17 protein-coding genes are annotated in these 22,925 nt (G+C 66.2%); 1 reads left to right on the top strand and 16 read right to left on the bottom strand.

Features of this window, described 5'->3' with window-relative positions:
• Positions 1–13: 13 nt before the first annotated feature.
• Together secA and CEY05_RS22445 are read right to left on the bottom strand one after the other, a co-directional pair.
• A complete protein-coding gene (secA, locus tag CEY05_RS22450; protein ID WP_088599498.1) occupies positions 14–2,752 on the bottom strand; it encodes a preprotein translocase subunit SecA in 2,739 nt (912 codons plus the stop codon).
• 186 nt (positions 2,753–2,938) lie between these two features.
• Complete coding sequence (locus tag CEY05_RS22445; protein ID WP_088599497.1) at positions 2,939–3,991, bottom strand: M23 family metallopeptidase; 1,053 nt, start codon at positions 3,989–3,991, stop codon at positions 2,939–2,941.
• A 40-nt stretch (positions 3,992–4,031) separates the two neighbouring features.
• Between CEY05_RS22445 and CEY05_RS22440 the strand changes: the two genes are divergently transcribed.
• Complete coding sequence (locus tag CEY05_RS22440; RefSeq protein WP_088599496.1) at positions 4,032–4,523, top strand: DciA family protein; 492 nt, start codon at positions 4,032–4,034, stop codon at positions 4,521–4,523.
• Positions 4,524–4,648: 125 nt separating this feature from the next.
• Here the strand turns inward: CEY05_RS22440 and lpxC are convergent, their stop codons facing one another.
• The 14 genes from lpxC to rsmH all read right to left on the bottom strand — a co-directional run bounded on the left by lpxC (position 4,649) and on the right by rsmH (position 22,925).
• The gene (gene lpxC / locus CEY05_RS22435) at positions 4,649–5,572 is read right to left on the bottom strand and encodes a UDP-3-O-acyl-N-acetylglucosamine deacetylase (RefSeq protein ID WP_088599495.1); all 924 of its coding nucleotides are present in this window, start codon (positions 5,570–5,572) and stop codon (positions 4,649–4,651) included.
• 214 nt (positions 5,573–5,786) lie between these two features.
• On the bottom strand, positions 5,787–6,983 hold the full coding sequence (ftsZ, locus tag CEY05_RS22430) for a cell division protein FtsZ (protein ID WP_088599494.1): 1,197 nt from the start codon (positions 6,981–6,983) through the stop codon (positions 5,787–5,789).
• Positions 6,984–7,364: 381 nt separating this feature from the next.
• Positions 7,365–8,591: a cell division protein FtsA gene (gene ftsA, locus CEY05_RS22425; protein ID WP_088599493.1), complete on the bottom strand. Its 1,227-nt coding sequence runs from the start codon at positions 8,589–8,591 to the stop codon at positions 7,365–7,367.
• 4 nt (positions 8,592–8,595) lie between these two features.
• A complete protein-coding gene (locus CEY05_RS22420) occupies positions 8,596–9,414 on the bottom strand; it encodes a cell division protein FtsQ/DivIB (protein ID WP_088599492.1) in 819 nt (272 codons plus the stop codon).
• Between the two features lie 12 nt (positions 9,415–9,426).
• Positions 9,427–10,386, bottom strand: coding sequence for a D-alanine--D-alanine ligase (locus tag CEY05_RS22415; RefSeq protein WP_088599491.1), 960 nt, complete (start codon positions 10,384–10,386; stop codon positions 9,427–9,429).
• Positions 10,383–11,789 (bottom strand): UDP-N-acetylmuramate--L-alanine ligase, encoded by a 1,407-nt coding sequence (gene murC, locus CEY05_RS22410; RefSeq protein WP_088599490.1) that lies wholly within the window; start codon positions 11,787–11,789, stop codon positions 10,383–10,385. The genes CEY05_RS22415 and murC overlap by 4 nt, the downstream gene beginning before the upstream one ends.
• Positions 11,786–12,907, bottom strand: coding sequence for an undecaprenyldiphospho-muramoylpentapeptide beta-N-acetylglucosaminyltransferase (gene murG, locus CEY05_RS22405; RefSeq protein ID WP_088599489.1), 1,122 nt, complete (start codon positions 12,905–12,907; stop codon positions 11,786–11,788). The genes murC and murG overlap by 4 nt, the downstream gene beginning before the upstream one ends.
• Positions 12,904–14,097 (bottom strand): putative lipid II flippase FtsW, encoded by a 1,194-nt coding sequence (ftsW, locus tag CEY05_RS22400; RefSeq protein ID WP_088599488.1) that lies wholly within the window; start codon positions 14,095–14,097, stop codon positions 12,904–12,906. The genes murG and ftsW overlap by 4 nt, the downstream gene beginning before the upstream one ends.
• Positions 14,094–15,695, bottom strand: a complete 1,602-nt coding sequence (gene murD, locus CEY05_RS22395; protein WP_088599487.1) for a UDP-N-acetylmuramoyl-L-alanine--D-glutamate ligase — start codon at positions 15,693–15,695, stop codon at positions 14,094–14,096. The genes ftsW and murD overlap by 4 nt, the downstream gene beginning before the upstream one ends.
• Entirely contained in the window at positions 15,692–16,861 is a 1,170-nt protein-coding gene (gene mraY / locus CEY05_RS22390) for a phospho-N-acetylmuramoyl-pentapeptide-transferase (RefSeq protein ID WP_088599486.1), read from the bottom strand. The genes murD and mraY overlap by 4 nt, the downstream gene beginning before the upstream one ends.
• On the bottom strand, positions 16,851–19,757 hold the full coding sequence (gene murF, locus CEY05_RS22385; protein WP_088599485.1) for a bifunctional UDP-N-acetylmuramoyl-L-alanyl-D-glutamate--2,6-diaminopimelate ligase MurE/UDP-N-acetylmuramoyl-tripeptide--D-alanyl-D-alanine ligase MurF: 2,907 nt from the start codon (positions 19,755–19,757) through the stop codon (positions 16,851–16,853). Before murF ends, mraY begins: the two co-directional genes overlap by 11 nt.
• Complete coding sequence (locus CEY05_RS22380; protein WP_088599484.1) at positions 19,754–21,484, bottom strand: penicillin-binding protein 2; 1,731 nt, start codon at positions 21,482–21,484, stop codon at positions 19,754–19,756. The genes murF and CEY05_RS22380 overlap by 4 nt, the downstream gene beginning before the upstream one ends.
• Positions 21,481–21,771, bottom strand: a complete 291-nt coding sequence (gene ftsL / locus CEY05_RS22375) for a cell division protein FtsL (protein WP_088599483.1) — start codon at positions 21,769–21,771, stop codon at positions 21,481–21,483. The genes CEY05_RS22380 and ftsL overlap by 4 nt, the downstream gene beginning before the upstream one ends.
• Positions 21,771–22,925 carry a 16S rRNA (cytosine(1402)-N(4))-methyltransferase RsmH gene (rsmH, locus tag CEY05_RS22370; RefSeq protein WP_088599482.1) on the bottom strand — a complete coding sequence of 385 codons (1,155 nt, stop codon included), beginning with the start codon at positions 22,923–22,925 and terminating at the stop codon, positions 21,771–21,773. The genes ftsL and rsmH overlap by 1 nt, the downstream gene beginning before the upstream one ends.

The following is a 22,925-nucleotide window of genomic DNA, read 5'->3' as shown; positions in this document are numbered from 1 at the left end:
CAGGCTGTGCCGGTCAGGCCAGCTTGCCGTGGCACTGCTTGTACTTCTTGCCGCTGCCGCAAGGGCAGGGATCGTTGCGGCCCACCTTGGGCAGGACATTGCGCTGGGGCGCCTGGCCTTGCGGCTGGTCGTCCTGGCCGCCCAGTGCCTCGTCGTAGTCCGAGTGGTGGTACTGCACGTTCTGCACATGCGATTGCGCGGCTTCCGCCTCGGCTTCGGCAACCTGCTCCTGCGACTGGATGCGCACGGTCATCAGCACGCGCACGACATCGTCGCGGATGCGGTCCAGCATGCCCGAGAACAATTCGAACGCTTCGCGCTTGTACTCCTGCTTGGGATTCTTCTGCGCATAGCCGCGCAGATGGATGCCCTGGCGCAGGAAGTCCAGCGAAGACAGATGCTCGCGCCAATGCTGGTCGATCGCCTGCAACATGATGGAGCGTTCGAACTGGGCCCACGCTTCCGCGCCCACCTGCGTCGCCTTGGCACGATAGATCTCGCGCGCCGATTGCAGCACACGCTCGTGCAGGTCTTCGTCGGTCAGGTTGGGTTCTTTCTCCAGGATGGCGCCCAGGGGCAGCTCGATCTGCCAGTCGCCTTCCAGGGAGCGCTGCAGGCCGGGAATGTCCCACTGTTCCTCGACCGACTCGGCCGGGACATAGTTGCGGAACATGTCGGTGACGGCGGCGTCACGCAGGTTTTCCACGGTCTCGCTGACCGAAGCAGCCTCCAGCACGTCATTGCGCTGGGAGTACAGCACCTTGCGCTGGTCGTTGGCGACGTCGTCGTATTCCAGCAATTGCTTGCGGATGTCGAAGTTGCGGCCTTCCACCTTGCGCTGTGCGGTCTCGATGGAACGCGACACCATGCCCGCCTCGATGGGCTCGCCTTCGGGCAGCTTCAGGCGTTCCATGATGGCGCGCACACGGTCGCCCGCGAAGATGCGCATCAGCGGATCTTCCAGCGACAGGTAGAAACGCGAGGAACCCGGATCGCCCTGGCGGCCGGCACGGCCACGCAGCTGGTTGTCGATACGGCGCGACTCGTGACGCTCCGTGCCGATGATGCGCAGGCCGCCGGCGGCTTTGACCTGCTCGTTCATCGGCTTCCATTCGGAGCGGATCTTGGCGATGCGCGCTTCCTTGTCCGCCTCGCTGACGTCGGCATCGGCACGGATCAGGTCGACCTGCTTGTCGACGCTGCCGCCCAGCACGATGTCGGTACCGCGGCCCGCCATATTGGTGGCGATGGTGATGTGGCCAGGCTTGCCGGCCTCGGCCACGATCTCCGCTTCCCGCGCGTGCTGCTTGGCGTTGAGCACTTCATGCTTGAGCTTGGCGCGCTGGAGCAAACCCGACAGCAACTCGGAATTCTCGATGCTGGTGGTACCGACCAGCACCGGCTGACCGCGTTGATGGCAGTCGCGGATGTCTTCCAGGATGGCGTTGTACTTTTCCGGATTGGTCTTGAAGACCTGGTCGTTCTGGTCCTTGCGGACCATGGGCTTGTTGGTCGGGATGATGACCGTTTCCAGCCCGTAGATTTCCTGGAACTCGTAGGCTTCCGTATCCGCCGTGCCCGTCATGCCCGACAGCTTGTCGTACATGCGGAAGTAGTTCTGGAACGTGATCGACGCCAGCGTCTGGTTCTCGTTCTGGATCTTCACGCCTTCCTTGGCCTCGACGGCCTGGTGCAGGCCGTCGGACCAGCGGCGGCCTGCCATCAGGCGGCCGGTGAATTCATCGACGATGACCACTTCGCCGTCCTGCACCACGTATTGCTGGTCGCGGAAGAACAGGGTGTTGGCGCGCAAGGCGACCATCAGGTGGTGCATCAGCGCGATATGGCGCGGGTCGTACAGCGATTCGCCTTCCGGCAGCAGGCCCAGGCGGCCCAGGATCTGCTCGGCATGCTCGTGGCCGGCCTCGGACAGGTGAACCTGCTGGCTCTTTTCGTCGACCCAGTAGTCGCCTTCCGGTTCCGGCTCCTGCGGCTTGGGCTCCGTCGTCATGCGGGTGAGCAGCGGCGGCACCGCGTTCATGCGGATGTACAGCTCGGTGTGATCCTCGGCCTGGCCGGAGATGATCAGCGGGGTGCGCGCTTCGTCGATCAGGATGGAGTCCACTTCATCGACGATGGCGTAGGCCAGCTCGCGCTGGCGCCGGTCCTCGATGCGGTACTCCATGTTGTCGCGCAGGTAATCGAAGCCGAATTCGTTATTGGTACCGTAGGTGATGTCGGCCGCATAGGCGGCCTTCTTTTCCTCGTTGGGCTGCTGCGGCACGACCACGCCGGTGGACAGCCCCAGGAAACGGTACAGGCGCCCCATCCACTCGGCATCGCGCCGGGCCAGGTAATCGTTGACCGTCACGACGTGCACGCCGCGGCCGGACAAGGCATTCAGGTACACCGGCAGCGTCGCCATCAGCGTCTTGCCTTCGCCGGTACGCATTTCGGCGATCTTGCCGTTGTGCAGCGTGATGCCGCCCAACATCTGCACGTCGAAGTGGCGCATGCCGAAAACCCGCTTGCCAGCCTCGCGCACCACGGCGAAGGCTTCCGGCAACAGGTCGTCCAGCGAGGTGCCCTGCTTGTAGCGATTGCGGAACTCGTCGGTCTTGGCGGCCAGCGCTTCATCCGACAACGCGGCGATGCTGGACTCGAACCCGTTGATCTTGCCGACGGTCTGGCGATATTGCTTCAGCAACCTGTCGTTGCGACTGCCGATGAGTTTCTTGAGCAGAAAAAGCATGCGTATTGGGGCCGCCCGCCAGGCCTCCATTACATGGGAAACCCGCCGTGCGGCGATCTTTTAGTTGGTGGAGCGGACGCGTCCGCTGGCAAACGATCGAGTGTAACGCACCTGGGGACAAAGCCCCGGGCGGGTGACGGGAATGTCACGCCTGTAGAGCCAAAAGCGCAGGCGTGCCTGTCACACTCAGCCGCCCTTGGCGGACGGCGCAGCGGCCAGCGTCGGCGGAGCGGTCGCGGGCGGACCGATGAAGAGCTTGGGATCGAGCGGCTGGCCGGCCAGCCGCACTTCGAAATGCAGATGCGAGCCGGTGGAGCGGCCGGTGGATCCGACCCGTGCGACGATCTGGCCGCGTTCGACCACGTCGCCTTTCTTTACCAGCAGTTCGGAGGCATGCGCGTAGCGCGTGCTCATGCCGTCGCCGTGGTCGATTTCCAGCATATTCCCGTAACCGCTTTCGGGACCTGCTTCGGTTACCACACCGCCGGCGGCGGCTTCGATGGGGGTGCCGCGCGGCGCGGGAAAGTCCACGCCTTCGTGCATGGCGTAGCGGCCCGTCACCGGGTTGCGGCGCCAGCCGTAGGATGAACTCAGGTAGGCATAGCCTTCCAGCGGCATGGAGGTGGGCAGGCGGGCCAAGTCGCCGGAACGGCGCGACAGCGCGGCATCCAGCATGTCCATGGTGCTGGACTGGGCCGAGGCGTTGGCCAGCAGATCATCGAGCTGGCGCCCCAGGGCCTGGGCCGAGCCGGGATCGAGCGAAGGGGGCGCGCGATCCGTGAAGTTGTCGTCCATGACGTCGTCGGCCTGCGGGTCCGTCGAGGCCATGACCGGCTGTCCGGCGGCCGCCTGCTGTGCAGCACCCGGCGCCACACCCGTCGACGCATCCGCCTGCGGCATGGCAGCGCCCGCGTTGGCAGCGGGGTCGGTCAGCGTCACGCCCGCCGCCGCGGCCAGGCGCCGGCTGAGGGCGTCGATGCCGATCAGCTTGGCCTGCAAGGCACCCACGCGCCCCGCCAGCATGTTCAGGTTGTCACGCACGAAGGCGGCATTGCGTACCGCCTGCTCGGAAGCCAGGGGCGTCGCATCGCTGCCCACCTGCGGGGCGGACAGATTGCGGTACATGGATGCGCTGTAGGCGCCTATCATTGCAGCCAGCGCCAGCAAGGCGCCCAGCAGCAAGGCCAGGCGGCTGCCCCCGAGGGTCAAATGCCCGTCCGAACCGCCACGGGCATGCATAATGACTATCTTCAAAGCTCGCTATCCTTTCTAGTCCGGCATGAAAAAGATTCCATACCGTCGTCCGCGCTCCGCGCCGGGTCGCCAGCAGGCTACCGCGTTGCGATGGCTGGGGCATGACAATCATGCCGCCGGCATGCTGGCCACCGCCCGCCTGCATATGCAGGTACAAGCTACCGTGGCCAAGATCCTACCCCCAGCGCTGGGCGAAGTGTGCCGTGTGGCACGGCTTGAAACCGATAAGTTGCAACTGGCCGTGCCAAGTGCCGCGCACGCCGCGAAACTGCGCCAGATGGCACCACGCGTGGCGCAGGCCCTGGCGGCGGCCGGCTGGCATCTCAACGAGATTTCCGTCAAGGTGCACGCCGGGCTGCTGCCCCCTGCCGCGCCGCCCCCGCCACGGGAGGCCGCGCCTTTGGATGACCGAGCGCTGGAAGCGTTCGCCACTTTGCAAAAAAACCTGCGGCCAGGCACGCTGGCCGACGCCGTGGCACGGCTGCTGAAGCATCACAAACCGGGATCTGGATCCTGAAAGTGCTCGGGTCCAGGATGCTGATCCGGGGATGATCGCCGCCCCGGGGATGGTTTCCACCCCAAAGCGCCAGTTCGAAAACCGCCGGCCAGGCAAACCAGTCCGGGATGCGCCCGTCGTTCGGATTACGCCAGCTTCCACTCGTAGCGGAAGGCCTGGGGCGCGGCCGCTTGCGACTCGTACGTTACCATTTCCCAGCTTTCCTGCTGGGCCAGCAGCGCGCGCGCCAGCTGGTTGTTCATATAGTGGCCGGACTTGCACGCCACGTAGCGCGCCACCAGGGGCTTGCCGATCAGGTACAGGTCGCCGATGGCGTCCAGGATCTTGTGCTTGACGAACTCGTCGTCGTAGCGCAGGCCGTCACTATTCAACACGCGGTACTCGTCCATGACGATCGCGTTGTCCAGGCTGCCGCCACGGGCCAGGCCCATGGAGCGCAGCGCCTCGACCTCGTTGACGAAGCCGAAGGTACGAGCACGGGCGATTTCGCGCGTGTACGAATGGGTGGCGAAGTCGATCTCGGCGAAATTCGCCGTGGAGTCGATGGCCGGATGGCGGAAGTCGATGGAGAAAGCCAGCGCGAAACCGTCATGCGGTTCGAGGCGCGCCCACTTTTCATTGCGTCCTTCGCCTTCGCGCACTTCGATCGGCTTGAGCACGCGAATGAACTGCTTGGGGGCGTTCTGTTCCACGATGCCGGCCGAGCGCAGCAGGTAGACGAAAGTCGCCGCGCTGCCATCCATGATGGGCACTTCTTCAGCGGTCAGGTCGACGTGCAGGTTGTCGATGCCCAGGCCGGCCAGTGCCGACATCAGGTGCTCGACCGTGGAGACCCGCACATTGCCCTGCTGCAGCACCGATGCCATGCGCGTATCGCCGACCCCGGTCGCTTGCGCCGGCAGATCGACGACCTCGGGCAGGTCGATGCGATGGAAAACGATTCCCGTGTTCGGCGCGGCAGGGCGCAAGGTGAGTTCCACCCGACGGCCGGAGTGGACGCCCACCCCGGTCGTTTTGACCAGATTTTGAATGCTGCGCTGACGGAACATGGGAATTAATCTTATTTTTGAGGATAGGCCGGCAAGATCGCTGCAGATGCCAACTTAATCCAAGGAGTGTAACCCTATTGCAATGCAGCGACAAACCGAGACGCGTAGATCGTCCCTGATTACATCGCACAAGGGAGAAATCCCCTCCGGCCGCGCGCGGGGACAGCGCGCGGCCGGAGACCAGGGAGGTTGGAGCCGCCGGATGAAGCTAAGTTCAATCCGCCTGCTTGCGCAGGAACGCCGGGATATCGAAGTGATCCATACCCGAGCTTTCCAGGGCACGCACCTGGGCCGACGCCTGGCTGCGCGGATTGCGCATCACAGACGGCATGTCCAGATTGCGATAGTCGCCCTGGGGAGCGGCGCCGCCAGTGTGTTGCATACCGCCCATCGGCAGGTTGTCGGTGCCGGTGCGCAGCACTTCAGCCGTGCTTTGAACCAGTTGCGGACGGCTCTGCGCGCGGCCCAGGCCGGTGGCGACCACGGTCACACGCAGGTTTTCGCCCATCGACTCGTCATAGGCCGTGCCGAAGATCACGGTGGCGTCATCCGAAGCGTAGCCGCGGATGGTTTCCATGATTTCGCGCGTTTCGCGCATCTTCAGCGAGCGGCTGGCGGTGATGTTCACCAGCACGCCACGGGCGCCATGCAGGTCGATGCCTTCCAGCAGCGGGCAGGCGATGGCGTGCTCGGCGGCGACGCGGGCACGGTCGGCGCCGGCGGCGCTGGCGGTACCCATCATGGCCTGGCCTTGCTCGCCCATGATCGTCTTCACGTCTTCGAAGTCGACGTTGACGTTGCCTTCGACATTGATGATTTCAGCAATGCCGGCGCAGGCGTTGTGCAGGATGTCGTCGGCCGACTTGAAGCAGTCTTCCTGCGTCGCGTCCTCGTCCATCAGGTCGTACAGGTTTTCGTTCAGCACCACGATCAGCGAGTGAACGTGCTTGGCCAGTTCGCCGATGCCGTCCTCGGCCATCTTCAAACGCTTGTTGCCTTCGAACGTGAACGGCTTGGTGACCACGCCGACGGTCAGGATGCCCAGTTCCTTGGCCACTTCGGCCACGACCGGACCCGCGCCCGTACCCGTGCCGCCGCCCATGCCCGCGGTGATGAACACCATGTGGGCGCCATTGAGCGCGGCGCGGATTTCTTCGCGCGCGGTTTCGGCCGAAGCACGGCCCTGTTCCGGCTTGGCGCCGGCACCCAGGCCGGTACGGCCCAGGCGAATCTGCACGGGCGCGTTGGTCGCCGCCAGTGCCTGTGCGTCAGTGTTCGCGCAGATGAAATCCACGCCATTGACGCCGTTACGAATCATATGTGCCACGGCATTGCCGCCGGCGCCACCAACACCAACCACCTTGATTACGGTGCCTTTGGTGCTGTTATCCAACATTTCAAAGTTCATCATGATTGACGACTCCCTCAAGTCTTAAACGCAAATCACAAGAAATTCCCCGTTGCCGCTTTCTCTGTGAATCGCCTCAAAGCCGATGCCGGTCCTGTGACCCGCAACGGGTTTGAAGCGCCTCCGTCAGCGCGTCGTCAACGATCTTGACGCGCCCCGGGTATCGGCGACAGCCCGCTACCCTTTTGCTACTGCAAAACTATCACTGCACACGTAAATTCAAAGCCCCTGGCAGTCTGCTACCAACTACCAATTGGCGCCACTACTAATTGACGTGAACTACTAAATACTTACCAACTAAGTGCTGTTCTTATTAAACGCTGAACTGCAGACACTGCTTCTTACTAGCCCTTGCGCATCACACGCAATCAAACGCAAGGACCGTTAGTTCATGAACCACTCTTTCATTCGCGTCAGCAGGCTTTTGAAATTTCCTGTCTGCGCGGCAACCTTACGGCCTCGCACTCGTTGCATGCGTGCTTCCTGCAGCAAGCCCATCACCGTCGAGAAGCGCGGATTGCGCATGACGTCGGCCAGGCTGCCTTCGTACTCGGGCACCGCCACGCGGACCGGCTTCAGGAACACGTCTTCGGCCAGTTCCACCATGCCAGGCAGTTGCGCGGAGCCACCGGTAAGGACCACGCCCGACGCCAGCAGGTCTTCATAGCCGGAATCGCGCACGACCTGCTGCACCAGGGTGAACAACTCTTCGATGCGCGGCTCGATGACGGCGCCCAGCGCCTGGCGCTTGACCAGGCGCGGACCACGATCGCCCAGGCCCGGCACCTCGACGGTTTCCTCGGGGCTGGCCAGCACCTGCTTGGCGACGCCGTAGCGCAGCTTGATTTCCTCGGCGTCCGGCGTGGGTGTACGCAACATGGCCGCGATATCGTTGGTGATCTGGTCGCCGGCGATCGGAATCACCGCAGTATGGCGGATCGCCCCACCGGTGAATATCGCCACATCGGTGGTCCCGCCACCGATGTCCACCAGCACTACGCCCAGCTCTTTTTCATCCGCGGTCAGGCAGGCCAGGCTGGACGCCAGGGGCTGCAGGATCAGGTCCTGAACTTCCAGGCCGCAACGGCGTACGCATTTGACGATGTTTTGCGCGGCACTCACCGCGCCCGTCACGATATGGACCCGCACCTCCAGGCGCAAGCCGCTCATGCCGATCGGTTCGCGGATGTCTTCCTGGCCGTCGACGATGAATTCCTGCGTCAGCACGTGCAGCACTTGCTGGTCCGTGGGAATGTTCACCGCCTTGGCGGTTTCGATCACGCGGGCGACGTCGGTGGACGTCACTTCCTTGTCCTTCACCGCCACCATGCCGCTGGAGTTGAAGCTGCGGATATGGCTGCCGGCGATGCCCGTGTAGACGTCGCGAATCTTGCAATCCGCCATCAACTCCGCTTCCTCCAGCGCACGCTGGATGGAATTGACGGTGGTTTCGATGTTCACCACCACGCCCTTGCGCATGCCGCGCGACTCGTGCTGGCCCAGGCCCAGCACCTCGAAGCGGTTCTCCGGCAGGATCTCGGCGACCACGGCCACCACCTTGCTGGTGCCGATATCGAGGGCGACGATTAGGTCCTTGATGTCACGGGTCATGTTGTCAACGCTTCTTGGGGGTAGGTTTCGATTTCGATTTTTCGGGTTCGGGCAGCGGCGCCAGCGCCAGGGCAAAGCCATTGGGATAACGTAGATCGGCTTGCAATACCGCACGGCCCTCCAGTTTCGACACCAAGGCTGGCCAAGCCTGCACAAAACGCTGGATGCGCGCCGCGAACGGCAAGGCACCCGGCGGCCCGTTGGGATCCGGCGCGTCCGCGCCCGGATCGCGGCCCAGGTCCAGCAACAGACCGTTGGACAGCTTCGCGCGCCAGGCATAGCGCGCACTCAGATCCAGTTCCTGCACATGCATGTCCAGCGGCGCGAACCAGCGCGCCAGTTCGGCATAGCGCTGCACCACCAGGCTTTCGCTGCCATCGGGCCCGGAGAAATGCGGCAACGCGTCCTCGTCGTCCAGCTCGCCGGTGTTGGCCGTGAACGATTCGCCCCAGGTGTTGATCATCTGGTTCTCGTTCCACAGCGCCAGCGGCTGCTGCTCCTCGATACGCACACGCAGGGTGTTGGGCCAGATCCGGCGCACCGACGCATGCCGCACCCAGGGCACCGACTCGAACAGCTCCCGCGCACTGTCCAGGTTGACCGTGAAGAAGTTGCCCGCCATTTCGCCGGCTATCGTGGCCCGCACGCTGGCGGGCGACACATAGTGCAACTGCGAGTCCGGCATGGGCTCCAGTTCGATGGCGGCCAGATTGAAATACGGCCGCTTGGCCAGCCACACAACCCCACCGGCCAGCATGGCCAGCACCGCGAACACGGCCAGCGTATTCGCGATGAGGTTGGTGGTGCGAGCGTCGTTCCACACGGATCTTCCAGGTCAAGCGTTACGGGCCGGGGCGCGCACTTTGAGCGCGGCCTCGGAAAGAATGGAAACACACAGTTCGGGATAGCTCATGCCAACAGCCTGGGCCGCCTTCGGCACCAGGGAATGGCTGGTCATGCCCGGCGACGTATTCATCTCGATCAGCCAGGGACGGTTGTCCTTGTCCAGCATCAGGTCGGCGCGGCCCCAGCCTTCGCAGCCGAGCGCCCGATACGCGGCCACGCTGATGCGCTGCACCTCGCTCGCCAGGTCCCGCGGCAGGTCGGCCGGGCAGAAGTACTGCGTGTCGTCGGAGAAATACTTGTTTTCGTAATCGTAGTTGCCGCCGGGGGCGACGATCTCGATCACCGGCAGTGCGCGCGCGCCGCGGCCGGTACCCAGCAGGGCCACCGTCAGCTCGCGGCCGGTGATGAATTGCTCGGCCAGCACTTCGCTGTCGAAGCGCGCGGCCAGCGCATAGCTTTCCTTCATGTCGGAGTAGCCGCGCACCTTGCTGATGCCGACGGTCGAACCTTCATGCGGCGGCTTGATCATCAGGGGCAGGCCCAGGCGATCGGGCACCAGGCGCAGTTCGGTGTCCTCGCCCAGCACTTCGAAGGCCGGCGTGGGCAGGCCATGCTGCAGCCACACGCGCTTGGTCATCACCTTGTCCATGGCCAGCGCCGAGGCGGCCGCGCCGCTGCCGGTATAGGGAATGCCCAGCAGCTCCAACGCGCCCTGGATGGTGCCGTCTTCGCCATAGCGGCCGTGCAGCGCGATAAAGACGCGGTCGAAACCGGCCTGCTCCAGGTCGGCGAAAGTCTGCCGGCCGGTGTCGAACAGATGGGCATCGACGCCGGCGCTCACCAGGGCTTCGTGCACGCCGGTGCCGGACATGATGGACACTTCACGTTCGGCCGAACGGCCGCCGTACAACACGCCGACCTTGCCGAATTGTTGGGGGGCAATGGTCATGCCAGTTCTCCAATTTGCGCGGGCACGCGGCTGATGGAGCCGGCGCCCATGATGATGACGACGTCGCCATCGCGCACGAAATCGAGCGCCGCGGCGGGCAGTTCGGCCACGTCCTCGACGAAGACGGGCTCGATCTTGCCGGCCACGCGCAGCGCGCGCGCCAGGGCGCGGCCGTCGGCCGCCACCAGGGGCGCCTCGCCGGCGGCATAGACTTCGGTCAACAGCACGGCGTCGGCGGTGCCCAGCACGCGCACGAAATCCTCGAAGCAGTCGCGGGTACGGGTATAGCGATGCGGCTGGAAGGCCAGCACGATGCGGCGCTGGGGCCAGGCCCCGCGCGCGGCGGCCAGCGTGGCGGCCATCTCGACCGGGTGGTGGCCGTAGTCGTCGATGACGGTGAAGGAGCCGCCGCCATGCGCGGCCGGCACCGGGAAATCGCCCGTGTGGGTGAAGCGGCGGCCGACGCCGTGGAAGGATTCCAGCGCGCCGCGGATGGCCTCGTCGTCCACGCCCAGCTCGGACGCGACGGCAATGGCGGCCAGCGCGTTGCGCACATTGTGCAGACCCGGCAGGTTCAGGGCCACGGACAGCGGCGGCAATTCCTGCTTGCGGCCGCGCCGCGTCACGTCGAACAGCATGCGCGTGCCATCGGCGCGCACATTGTGGCCGGCCACCTGGGCGTCGCCATCCAGGCCGTAGGTGGTGACGGGACGCGACACGAAGGGGATGATCTCGCGGACGTTGGCGTCGTCGGCGCACAGCACGGCGGTGCCGTAGAACGGCAGCTTCTGGGTGAACTCGATGAAGGCGCTCTTCAAGCGGGCGACATCGTGGCCATAGGTGTCCATGTGATCGGCGTCGATATTGGTGACGACCGCCATCACGGGCAGCAGGTTCAGGAAAGACGCGTCCGACTCATCGGCTTCGACCACGATGTAGTCGCCCTGCCCCAGGCGGGCGTTGGCGCCGGCCGAGTTCAGGCGGCCGCCGATGACGAAGGTGGGATCCAGGCCGCCCGCCGCCAGCACGCTGGTCACCAGGCTGGTGGTGGTGGTCTTGCCATGGGTGCCGGCGATGGCGATGCCGCGCTTCAGGCGCATCAGCTCGGCCAGCATGACGGCACGCGGCACCACGGGAATCCGCGCGGCGCGGGCCGCGATGACTTCAGGGTTGTCGCCGGCCACCGCGGTGGACGTGACGATGGCGTCGGCGCCTTCGATGTGGGCGGCGGCATGGCCCAGGGCGATGGTCACGCCCAGGCCCGCCAGCCGGCGCGTGACGGCCGAATCGCTGAGGTCGGACCCGCTGATGCGGTAACCCAGGTTGAGCAGGATCTCGGCGATGCCGCTCATGCCGGCGCCGCCGACGCCGACGAAATGAATGTGCTGGATACGGTGCTTCATGTTGCGCGCCTCGCTGCCTGTTCGCAGGCGTCGGCGATATGCTGGGCGGCGGCCGGCAACGCGCGGGCGCGTGCCTGGACCGCCACCATCTGGAGTTCTTCACGGCTGCGCTCGCCCAGCCACTGTGCCAGCCACTGCGGCGTCAGTTCGGCCTGCGGGCGCGTCCAGCCGGCGCCGGCGTCGCTGAGATAGCGCGCGTTGGCGGTCTGGTGATCGTCGATGGCATTGGGCAAGGGGATGAACAGGGCAGCCACGCCGGCGGCGGCCACTTCGGCCACCGTCATCGCGCCGGCCCGGCAGACCACCACGTCGGCATCGGCCAGCGCGCCGGCCATGTCGTCGATGAAGGCGCGGCAGTCGGCGTCGACACCCGCCTGTGCATAGGCTTGCTTCAAGACCTCGATGTGCAGTTCGCCGGCCTGATGCGTCACGGCCGGCCGCTGCGCGGCCGGCAGCAGCGCCAGCGCCTGCGGCAACACGGTATTCAAGGCTTGCGCGCCCAGGCTGCCGCCCACCACCAGCAGCCGCAGCGGACCGGTGCGGCCGGCGTAGCGCCGTTCGGGTTCGGGCAGCGCGCAAACCTCGCGGCGCACCGGATTACCCATTACTTCGCCACGCGGCAGCACGCCGGGGAAACCGGTCAATACCCGCCGCGCCATGCGCGCCAGGGTACGGTTGGCCGTGCCGGCAACCGCGTTCTGTTCATGCACCACCAGCGGCACGCGCCGCAGGGCGGCGGCGACGCCGCCCGGGAAGGCCACATAGCCGCCCATGCCCAGCACGACATCGGGACGCAGGGACGACAGATAGCGCAAGGCCAGGCGCAGGGCCGAGGTCAGGCGGAAAGGCAGTTGCAACACGGCCTTGATGCCGCGGCCGCGCAGGCCCTGGAAACGCAGGGGCATCATCTCGATGCCGCGCGGCGGCACCAGCTTGCCTTCCATGCGGTCCGGATTGCCCAGCCACAGCACACGCCAGCCGCGTTCGCGCAGCACATCGGCCACGGCCAGGCCAGGCATGATGTGGCCGCCGGTCCCGCCCGCCATGATCAGCGCGGTGCGGGGCGCGGTGGCGCGGGTGGCAATGGCGCCTGGGAGATTGCCGGGTGTATTGCTCATACCCGCCCTCCCCGCATCATGGTCCGGTTCTCGAAGTCCACGCGCAGCAGCATGGCCAGCGCTACCAGGTTCATCACCACGCCGGAACCGCCGTAGCTCACCAGCGGCAGGGTCAGGCCCTTGGTAGGCAGCAAGCCCAGGCACACACCCATATTGATGAAGGCCTGCACGCCGAACCAGATGCCCACGCCTTGCGACACCATGCCGGCGAACGTGCGCTCCATGGCCACGGCCTGGCGGCCGATCTCGAACGCGCGTTGCACGATGATGGCGAACAGCGCGATGACCAGCAGCACGCCGACGAAACCCAGCTCTTCGCCGATCACGGCCATGATGAAGTCGGTGTGCGCTTCCGGCAGGTAGTGCAGTTTCTCGACGCTGGCACCCAGGCCCACGCCCAGCCATTCGCCGCGGCCCAGCGCGATCAGCGAATGCGACAGCTGATAGGCGCTGCCGTAGGCGTTGTCCTGGTTCCAGGGATCCATATAGGCGAACAGGCGCGCGCGCCGCCAGGGCGACAGCCAGATCAGCATCAGGAAGGTGCCCAGCAGCACGCCCAGCAGGCTGCTGAAGAATTTGCCGTTGATGCCGCCCAGGAACAGGATGCCGATGGCGATGGCCACGATCACCATGAAAGCACCCAGGTCGGGTTCGAGCAGCAGCACCATGCCCACGCCGCCGAGCGCGCAGGCCATGGGCACGAAGCCGCGCACGAAATTCTGCATGTGCTCCTGCTTGCGCACCGTGTAGTCGGCGGCATACAGCAGCGCGGCGACCTTCATCAGTTCGGACGGCTGGAAGTTCAAAGGCCCCAGCGGGATCCAGCGGTGCGCGCCATTGACCTCGCGGCCGATGCCCGGCACCAGCACAGCCAGCAGCAGCACCAGCGCCACCATGAACAAGGGCACGGCCAGGCGCTGCCACATGCGGATGGGCAGCGTCAGGGTGATGGCGGCAGCCACCAGGCCGACGGTGACGAAGGCGGCGTGGCGCACCACGAAATAGTATTGGCCGTAGGAGGCATAGCGCGGGCCGTCGGCCAGCGCTATGGAGGCCGAGTAAACCATCAACAGGCCCAGCGCCAGCAAGGTCGACGACGCGATCACCAGGGACATGTCGAAGGAGCGCATGCGCGTGCGGCCAGGGCGCACGGCGTTGACGCTGCCGGTGAGGTCGGCGAACAGGCTCATGCGACCTCTCCTTGGTCCAGGGCCAGTTCCTGCACCTCTTCGGTGTAGACCTGGCCGCGATGTACGTAGCTGCGGAACATGTCCATGCTGGCGCAGGCGGGCGACAGCAGCACGGCATCGCCGGCCTGGGCCAGGCCATGGGCCTGGCGTATGGCGTCGCGCATATCGGTGGCGAACACGCAGCTGACACCGGTCGATTCCAGCACGCTGCCGATTTCCGGGCCGTCCTTGCCGATCAGCACCACGGCGCGCGCATGGCGTGCCACCGGCGCCACCAGCGGCGAGAAATCCTGCCCCTTGCCCAGGCCGCCGGCGATCAGCACGACTTGCTGGCCCAGTCCGTCCAGCGCGGCCACGGTGGCACCGACATTGGTGCCCTTGCTGTCGTTGATGTAGTCGACCCCACCGATGCTGCGCACGAACTCGACGCGCAGCGGTTCGCCTTCGTACTCGCGGGCGGCGCGCAGCAAAGGCGCCCAGCCCAGGTCGATGGCGCGCGCCAGCGCGCAAGCCGCCAAGGTATTGGTGGCATTGTGCAGGCCGCGGATCAGCAGCGCATCCACCGGCATCAGGCGCGACAGGCGGCCCTGGTCGCGGCTGGGCGGCGGCGCGTCTTTCTTGCGGCGCTTCGGCGCCTCGACCGGAATATCGAAATCGCTGGGCTCGCAGGCGGCCAGCCAGGCCACGCCACTGGCCTGGTCCAGGCCCAGGTCGCCCACCAGCGTCGGTGCGTCGCGGCCGATGGTGCGCACGTTCAAGCCTTCCACGCGCTCGACCATGGCTACCGTGAGCGGGTCGTCGCGATTGATGATGGCGATACGGGCCATGCCCAGCAGACGCGCCTTGGCGGCGGCGTAGGCCTGCATGTCGCCGTGCCAGTCAAGGTGATCCTGGGTGACGTTCAACACCACGGCGGCATCGGCCGACAGGGTGTGCGTGGTGTGCAGCTGGAAGCTGGACAGTTCCAGTACCCACACTTGCGGCAGGTCGTTTTCGTCCAGCGCATCCATCAGCGCGGCCAGCGCGGCCGGGCTGATATTGCCGGCGGCGCGCGCGCTCAGGCCCGCGGCTTCGACCAGATGGCGTGCCAGGGCGGTGACCGTGGTCTTGCCGTTGGTACCGGTGACGGCCAGCACACGCGGGTGGTAGTCGCGGCTATCGGCCAGCGCCGCCAGGGCGCGGGCGAACAATTCGATTTCGCCGATGACCTCGATACCGCGCGCGGCGGCGGCTTCGAGCAGTTCGAGCGCCGGCGCCTGGTTGGGCGCCAACCCCGGGCTGATCACCACCTGCGTCACGCCGTCCAGCAGGCTGGCATCGAAGGTAGCCAGGCCCAGGTGGAATTCGGCTTCGGCACGGGCCTGGAACTTGCTTTGTTCCTGCACGTGATCAGGATCCTGATCCTCAGGCGCCAAGTCGTCTTGCGCTGCCAACGCCGCACGCAAAGCGTCAAGGCCGGCCGGTTCGGCACGCGTGTCGGCCACCCGCAGCCGCGCGCCGCTGCGCGCGCACCAGCGCGCGGCGGCAATGCCGGTCTCGCCCAATCCGAGGATCAGGACCAGAGCCGGCGCGGGGGCGGAGATGTCCGAAACGCTCATCGCAACTTGAGGGTGGAAAGGCCGATCAACACCAGCATCATGCTGATGATCCAGAAGCGCACGACGACCTGGGTTTCTTTCCAGCCGCCCACTTCGAAATGGTGATGCAGGGGCGCCATGCGGAATATCCGCCGCCCCTCGCCGTATTTACGTTTGGTGTATTTGAACCAGGTGACCTGGATCATCACCGACAGGGTCTCCACCACGAACACGCCGCCCATGATGAACAGCACGATTTCCTGCCGCGCGATCACCGCGACGGTGCCCAGCGCGCCGCCCAGCGCCAATGCGCCGACATCGCCCATGAACACCTGGGCGGGATACGCGTTGAACCAGAGGAAGGCCAGGCCCGCCCCGCCTAGCGCCGCGCATAGCACAATCAATTCGGAGGCCCCTGGCACATAGGGGAACAGCAGGTATTTGGAATAGTCGGCGCGGCCGATCACATACGAGAAGATGCCCAGCGCGCTGCCCACCATCACGGTCGGCATGATGGCCAGGCCGTCCAGGCCGTCGGTCAGGTTGACCGCGTTGCTGGTGCCGACGATGACGAACCACGTCAGCGCCACGAAGCCCAGCACGCCCAGGGGATAGCTCACCGTCTTGAAGAAGGGCACGATCAGGTCGGCACGGGTCGGCAGGGGCATGGTGAAGCCGCTCACCACCCAGCCGCGGAACAAGGGCCACAGTTCAGTATTGGCCGGCGCCGACACGGCGAAAGCCAGATACACCGCCGCCACCAGGCCGATGATGGCCTGCCAGAAGAACTTGGTACGCGACCGCATGCCTTCCGGATCGCGGTAGACGACCTTGCGGTAGTCGTCGACCCAGCCGATGGCGCCGAAGCCGAAGGTCACCAGCAGCACCACCCAGATGAAACGGTTGCTCCAGTCGCACCACAGCAGCACGCTGATGCCGATGGAGATGAGGATCAGCGCGCCACCCATGGTGGGCGTGCCGGTCTTTACCAGGTGGGTCTGCGGACCGTAGGCACGCACGGCCTGGCCGATCTTCATCGCGGTCAATTTACGAATGACCTTGGGGCCGGCCATCAGGCCGATCAGCAAGGCCGTCGCGCACGCCAGCACCGCGCGCAGCGTGATGTACTCGAACACGCCGAACGTACGGATATCGTCAGACAGCCAGCGGGCAATCTCAAGCAGCATGCTTGCCCTCCTGTGCCGTGGGCACCTGGCTGCCTTCACTCGAATACAACTTCACAACCCGCTCCATGCGCATAAAGCGCGAACCCTTTACCAATACGGCGGCGGGCCGCATGGCCCGCGTCGCCGTCACGATGTCTTCGACTGAATCGCACGCCGTGCCGGCCGGCCCGAAGGCGGCCGCGGACGCTTGCGCGGCCGTGCCCAGCGTGAACAGGGCGTCGATCCCCCGCTCACGGGCGTAGGCGCCGACCTCTTGATGCATCGCCGGTCCGTTGGCGCCCACTTCACCCATGTCACCCAGCACCAACACGCGCGGCGCCGGCAATTGAGCCAGCACATCGATCGCGGCGCGGACCGAGTCAGGATTGGCATTGTAGGTGTCGTCGACCAGCACGGTTCCGTCACCCATTTGCTGGCGCTGCATCCGGCCCTTCACCGCGCTGAAATCGGCCAGCGCGCGGCAGGCGGCGTCCAGGGGCGCCCCGGCCGCCAGCCCGCAAGCCACGGCGGCGAGCGCGTTGCGCAGATTGTGCAAACCGGGGACAGGCAAGGTCAGCTCTGCGGTACCGGCCGGCGTCACCAGGCGGCAACGGGTGGACAGTACATCGCATTCGATCGCTTCGGCGTAGACGTCCAGGCCGGCCTGCAGACCGAAGCGCAGCACGCGCGGCGTGGCGGCCATTTCGTCCCACACGCCTGTATGCGCATCGTCGCCGGGATACACGGCATAGCCGGATTCCGGCAGCGTCGCCAGCACCGCGCCGTTTTCGCGCGCGACGGCCTCGACGCTGTGCATGAATTCCTGATGCTCGCGCTGGGCGTTGTTGACCAGGCCCACGGTGGGCGCGGCCATGGCCGTCAGCGCGGCGATTTCACCGGGATGGTTCATGCCCAGCTCGATCACCGCGGCGCGATGTTGCGGCCGCAGGCGCAGCAGCGTCAGCGGCACGCCGATGTCGTTGTTGTAATTGCCCGCCGTCGCCAGGCGCTGGTCCGCGCCCAGCCATTGCGCGAGGATGGCGGCAATCATTTCCTTGGTGGTGGTCTTGCCATTGCTGCCGGTCACACCGATCACCGGCAGATCGAAGCGCGCCCGCCAGGCCGCGCCGATGCGGCACAGCGCAGCGCGCGTATCGCCGACCACCCACTGGTCCAGCGGCGCGCCATCCACCGCGTGCGCGACCACGGCCGCGCGGGCGCCCGCCTGGTGGGCTTGCGCCAGATAGTCATGGCCATCGAAGTTCTCACCACTCAAGGCGACGAAGACCTGGCCTTCGCTCAGCGTGCGCGTATCGGTCGACACACCCACCGCCTGCGGCAGGGACAGCGCCAGCGCGCCCCACGCACGATCGTCGAAGGGCAGGCGCTGCCCGGCAATTTCCTGATAGCTTTCATGGCCCTTGCCGGCCAGCAGCAGCACGTCTTCGACAGCCGCCGACCACACTGCCTGCATGATGGCGCGGGCGCGATCGGCCTGCACCGTCACCGCACGCGCCGCGGGCATGCCGGCCAGGATCTGGTCGATGATGGCGTCAGGGGCTTCACTGCGCGGATTGTCGCTGGTCACGTAGACGCCATCGGCGTCGGCGGCGGCGATGCCGCCCATCAGCGGGCGCTTGCCCGGGTCGCGGTCACCGCCGCAACCGAACAGGCACAGCAGGCGGCCGCCGCGCGCCTGCGCCACCGGACGCAAAGCAGCCAGTGCGCGCGCCAGGGCATCCGGCGTGTGGGAATAATCGACCACGACCAGCGGGCCGGGCGCCGCCAGCGCCTGCGGCGCCGCGACGACTTCCATCCGACCCGGCACCGGCGTCGCCGCGGCCAGTTCGCGCGCCACATCGGCAAGCGAACCGCCCAGCGCGGTCAGCACGCCGGCCACCAGCAACAGGTTCTCGACGTTGTGGCGGCCCAGCAGGCCGGTCATGATCTGCGCTTCGCCCTGCGCGGTGGCGAGCGTGAATATCTGTCCGTGGGCGGTAGCGCTCAAACCCGTGGCGCGGATTTCGGCACGGGTTTCGACACGGGTGTGCGCATCCTCGGCTGCTTGCCCCTCAAGGCTGTATGCCAGCGCCAGCCCGGCGGGCAGACGTGCCAGCAGGCGTTGGCCCGCGGCGTCGCCGGCATTGATCACCGCGCGCACCAGACCGGGCCAGTCGAACAGGCGCGATTTGGCCGCCTCGTAGGCGTCCATCGAGCCGTGGTAATCAAGGTGATCGCGCGTCAGGTTGGTGAACGCCGCCACGCCGATGCGCACGCCGTCCAGCCGGCCCTGCTCGATGCCGATGGAGGAGGCCTCCATGGCGACGCAGCTGGCGCCATGGTCGCGCATCGTCGCCAGTTGCCGATGCACGGCCAGCACGTCCGGTGTGGTCAGTTGTCCGGGCAGCGCCTGGCCATCGGGCAGCGTCGCGCCCAGGGTGCCCAGGGCGCCACACGGACGGCCGCTATGCGACAAGGCGCGCGCCAGCCATTGCACCGTGGAAGTCTTGCCGTTGGTGCCGGTGACGGCGATGACGGTCAAGGCGGCGGAAGGCTCGCCGTACCAGATATCGGCCATCCGGCCCAGTTGCCCGCGCAGTTCGGCCACGGGCAGAACCGGCACGGAACCAGCGATCGCGGTGACGGCGGCGGCCCGCGCGGCGTCGTAGCCGGCGGCCTCGTACACCACGGCCGCGGCGCCTTGCTGGATTGCCTGCTCTATATATAGACGGCCGTCGCTGGTCCCACCCGGGCAGGCGACGAAGACGTCGCCCGGCGCGACCTCGCGCGAATCCAGGCGGAGATGGGCTTGCGGGCCATTTTCAGAACGGACCTGGCCCGGCGCACGCGCGCGCAGCCAGTGCACGATGTCGGCGGCAGGCAGGCGATTGTCGTGCGTATCGGCCAGGGCGTTCATCGCATCGGCTCCTGCAGTCCGGCCACGACGGTCGACTGGAAAGGCGCATCGGGTTGCACGCCCAGCATACGCAGGCTGGGGCCCATCAGCGCGGAAAACACCGGCGCGGCGATGGCGCCACCGTAATAGCCGCCCGTCTTCGGCTCATCGATGGTCACGGCAATCACCAGCCGCGGGTTCGACACCGGCGCCAGGCCGACGAAGGAACTGCGATAGCGCTCGCGGCTGTACTTGCCGTCGACGATCTTGCGCGCCGTACCGCTCTTGCCGGCCACGCGATAGCCCTGCACCTGTGCCAGCTTGGCGCCGTCCGGCCCTGCCGCCGCTTCCAGGTAGCCGCGGATCATATTGGCGATCTTGGGCGTGTAGACCTTGACGCTGGTGGGCTCGCTATCGCGCTTCACCAGGGTCAGCGAAACCATGTCGCCATTGCGGGCGAACACGGTATAGGCGCGCGCGATCTGCAGCAGCGACACCGACAGGCCATAGCCGTAGGCCATGGTGGCCTTCTCGATCAGGCGCCAGCGGTCCCACGGCCGCACGCGGCCAGGCGCGGCGCCGGGAAAGCCCAGTTGCGGCGCCTGTCCCAGGCCCAGCTCGGTGAATTTGTCCCACATCTCGCGCGGCTGCAGCGTCTCCGAGATCATCGTCATGCCGATATTGCTGGACTTCAGCAGCACGCCCGCCACCGTCAGCGTGCCATTGCGGCTGACGTCGCTGATGGTCGAACCTTGATAACGGAACTGGCCGTTGCCGGTTTCGAATTGCGTGCTGGGGGTGATGCGGCCCAGTTCCAGCGCCAGCGCGGCGGTGAACGGCTTCATGATCGAGCCCGGCTCGAACGTATCGGTGATGGCCTGGTTGCGCATGGACGCAGGCTGGAAGGTGCTGCGATCGTTGGGATCGTAGGTGGGCAGGCTTGCCAGCGCCAGGATCTCGCCGGTGTGCGCATCGATGATGACGGCCGCGGCCCCGCGCGCATGGTGCAGGTCGATGGCGTCCTTGAGGGTCTTGCCCACCAGGTATTGCAAGCGCGTATCGATGGACAGGTTGATGTCCTTGCCGTCCACCGGCATGGTCACCGCCTGCACGTCCTCGATGACCCGGCCCAGGCGATCCTTGATCACGCGGCGCGAACCGGCGCGGCCTTGCAGCGCCTGGTTGAACGCCAGCTCGACGCCTTCCTGCCCCTGGTCTTCGACATTGGTGAACCCGACCACGTGCGCCATGACGTTACCGTCCGGATAGTAGCGGCGCGTCTCGGGCTGCTGGTGGATGCCGGGCATGGCCAACTGCTTGATCTTGTCCGCCACGTCCATCGGCACCTGGCGCTTCAGGTAGACGAAGTTCTTGTCCTCGTTCTTCAGCCGCTCGGTCAGGTCGGCCACCGTCATGTCCAGCAGCTTGGCCAGGCTGGACATCTGCGGCGCCGTCGCGGTGTTGGCGTCTTCGGGAATCGCCCAGATCGCGCGCGCGGGCACGCTGGAGGCCAGCACGACGTTATTACGATCCAGGATCTTGCCGCGCGTCGCCGACAAGGTCAGCGTGCGCTCATAGCGCCGTTCGCCCTGCTGCTGCAGGAAGTCGGTGGTCATGCCCTGCAAATAGAGTGCGCGGCCGCCCAGGGTGATGAAGCCGCAGAACAGCAAAATCAGCACCAGCCGGGCGCGCCAGGCCGGCAGCTGTCCCCGCAGCACGGGGTTGTTGAAGAACGGCAAGCGCTTCATTGCGCCCCTCCGTTGACCGGAACCGGCGGCTGGTTGAGATACAGCGTGCGGTCCGGCGCGATGGAAATCATTTTAAGATCTTCGCGCGCGGCGCGATCGACGCGGGCGTTGCGCGCCAGTTCGGCACGGTCCAGCTGCAGGCGGCGCCAGTCGTTTTCCAGGTCGCGCGCCTGCGCTTGCGCGCGATCGACGTCGACGAACAGCTGGCGCGCCTGATAACGCGCGGTCACCAGGGAGATCGCGCAGAGCATCAGCACTACAGCCAGGACCAGGCTCATCCTGCCCATCAGCGCCTCCCCTTGCCGGCGCCGCGCGTGGGCGCCGGGATCTTGGCTTTCGCCGGGGTTTTCGCTTGTGCTTTCGTTGACGCCTTGGTTGAAGTTTTAGCGGGCGCGGTTGCCTGCATCAACCCCGGCACGAACGCGGCGATGCCGCCCTCAGGCAGCGGTGCGTCAGTGCGTTCGGCCACGCGCAGGACGGCGGAGCGGGAGCGCGGATTGCCGGCGACTTCCTCGTCGTCGGCCAATACGCGTCCCAGTGCATGCATGATGGCGGGCGGCAGCTCATCTTCGCGCAGCGGCATGCGGCGCATGGTCTCGCTGGACGGACGCGCCGCGGCGGCGATGCACTGCTTGACCATCCTGTCTTCCAGCGAATGAAAGCTGATCACCGCCAACCTCCCCTTCGGGGCCAGCAGCTCTAGAGCTGCCGCGAGGGCGCGAGCAAGTTCCTCGAGCTCCCGATTGATGTAAATCCGTAGAGCTTGAAAGGTGCGTGTGGCCGGATGCTGACCCTTTTCGCGCGTGCGGACGGCGCCTGCGACGAGCTCGGCGAGTTCGAGCGTGGTGTGTAGTGGCGCTGTTGCGCGGCGAACTGCAATCGTTTTTGCAATCTGAAAAGCAAACCGTTCTTCGCCATAATCCGCTATGACCTCCCGCATCTCATCCACACTGGCTTGCGCCAGCCATTCCGCGACCGTGGGGCCGCGCGTCGTATCCATGCGCATGTCCAGCGGGCCTTCGCGCATGAAAGAAAAACCTCGCCCTGCATCGTCAAGCTGCGGGGACGAAACCCCCAGGTCCAGCATGACGCCATCGATCTGTCCGATGCCCAGGTCCGCCAGCGCCTGAGGCATCGTCGCAAAACCATCGTGCACCACCGTCACGCGCGCATCCTTGGCGGCCAGCTCGCGCGCCACGCCGATGGCGACGGGATCCTTGTCGAACACCACTACACGGGCTTGCGGTCCCAGGCGGGACAGCAGCTCCCGCGTGTGGCCGCCGCGCCCGAAGGTGCCGTCGACGTAGATCCCGGCCAGCCGGGGATCCGCCTCGTCCGCCTGCGCGGAAGCCGCGCGGGCGCCACCGCGACGACCGAAATGCGGCTGTAACAGCGCATCCACCGTCGGCGCCAGCAGTACGGGCCGATGTTCGAATTCCAT

Source organism: Achromobacter sp. HZ34, from assembly GCF_002209485.1.
Classification (GTDB): Bacteria; Pseudomonadota; Gammaproteobacteria; order Burkholderiales; family Burkholderiaceae_B; genus Bordetella_C.
This window is presented reverse-complemented; position numbering and strand designations above follow the sequence as displayed.

Coding starts and splice junctions, on each gene's coding strand:
- secA (WP_088599498.1), bottom strand. CDS start 2,752: ATGCTTTTTCTGCTCAAGAAACTCATCGGCAGTCGCAACGACAGGTTG.
- CEY05_RS22445 (WP_088599497.1), bottom strand. CDS start 3,991: ATGCATGCCCGTGGCGGTTCGGACGGGCATTTGACCCTCGGGGGCAGC.
- CEY05_RS22440 (WP_088599496.1), top strand. CDS start 4,032: ATGAAAAAGATTCCATACCGTCGTCCGCGCTCCGCGCCGGGTCGCCAG.
- lpxC (WP_088599495.1), bottom strand. CDS start 5,572: ATGTTCCGTCAGCGCAGCATTCAAAATCTGGTCAAAACGACCGGGGTG.
- ftsZ (WP_088599494.1), bottom strand. CDS start 6,983: ATGATGAACTTTGAAATGTTGGATAACAGCACCAAAGGCACCGTAATC.
- ftsA (WP_088599493.1), bottom strand. CDS start 8,591: ATGACCCGTGACATCAAGGACCTAATCGTCGCCCTCGATATCGGCACC.
- CEY05_RS22415 (WP_088599491.1), bottom strand. CDS start 10,386: ATGACCATTGCCCCCCAACAATTCGGCAAGGTCGGCGTGTTGTACGGC.
- murC (WP_088599490.1), bottom strand. CDS start 11,789: ATGAAGCACCGTATCCAGCACATTCATTTCGTCGGCGTCGGCGGCGCC.
- murG (WP_088599489.1), bottom strand. CDS start 12,907: ATGAGCAATACACCCGGCAATCTCCCAGGCGCCATTGCCACCCGCGCC.
- ftsW (WP_088599488.1), bottom strand. CDS start 14,097: ATGAGCCTGTTCGCCGACCTCACCGGCAGCGTCAACGCCGTGCGCCCT.
- murD (WP_088599487.1), bottom strand. CDS start 15,695: ATGAGCGTTTCGGACATCTCCGCCCCCGCGCCGGCTCTGGTCCTGATC.
- mraY (WP_088599486.1), bottom strand. CDS start 16,861: ATGCTGCTTGAGATTGCCCGCTGGCTGTCTGACGATATCCGTACGTTC.
- murF (WP_088599485.1), bottom strand. CDS start 19,757: ATGAACGCCCTGGCCGATACGCACGACAATCGCCTGCCTGCCGCCGAC.
- CEY05_RS22380 (WP_088599484.1), bottom strand. CDS start 21,484: ATGAAGCGCTTGCCGTTCTTCAACAACCCCGTGCTGCGGGGACAGCTG.
- ftsL (WP_088599483.1), bottom strand. CDS start 21,771: ATGGGCAGGATGAGCCTGGTCCTGGCTGTAGTGCTGATGCTCTGCGCG.
- rsmH (WP_088599482.1), bottom strand. CDS start 22,925: ATGGAATTCGAACATCGGCCCGTACTGCTGGCGCCGACGGTGGATGCG.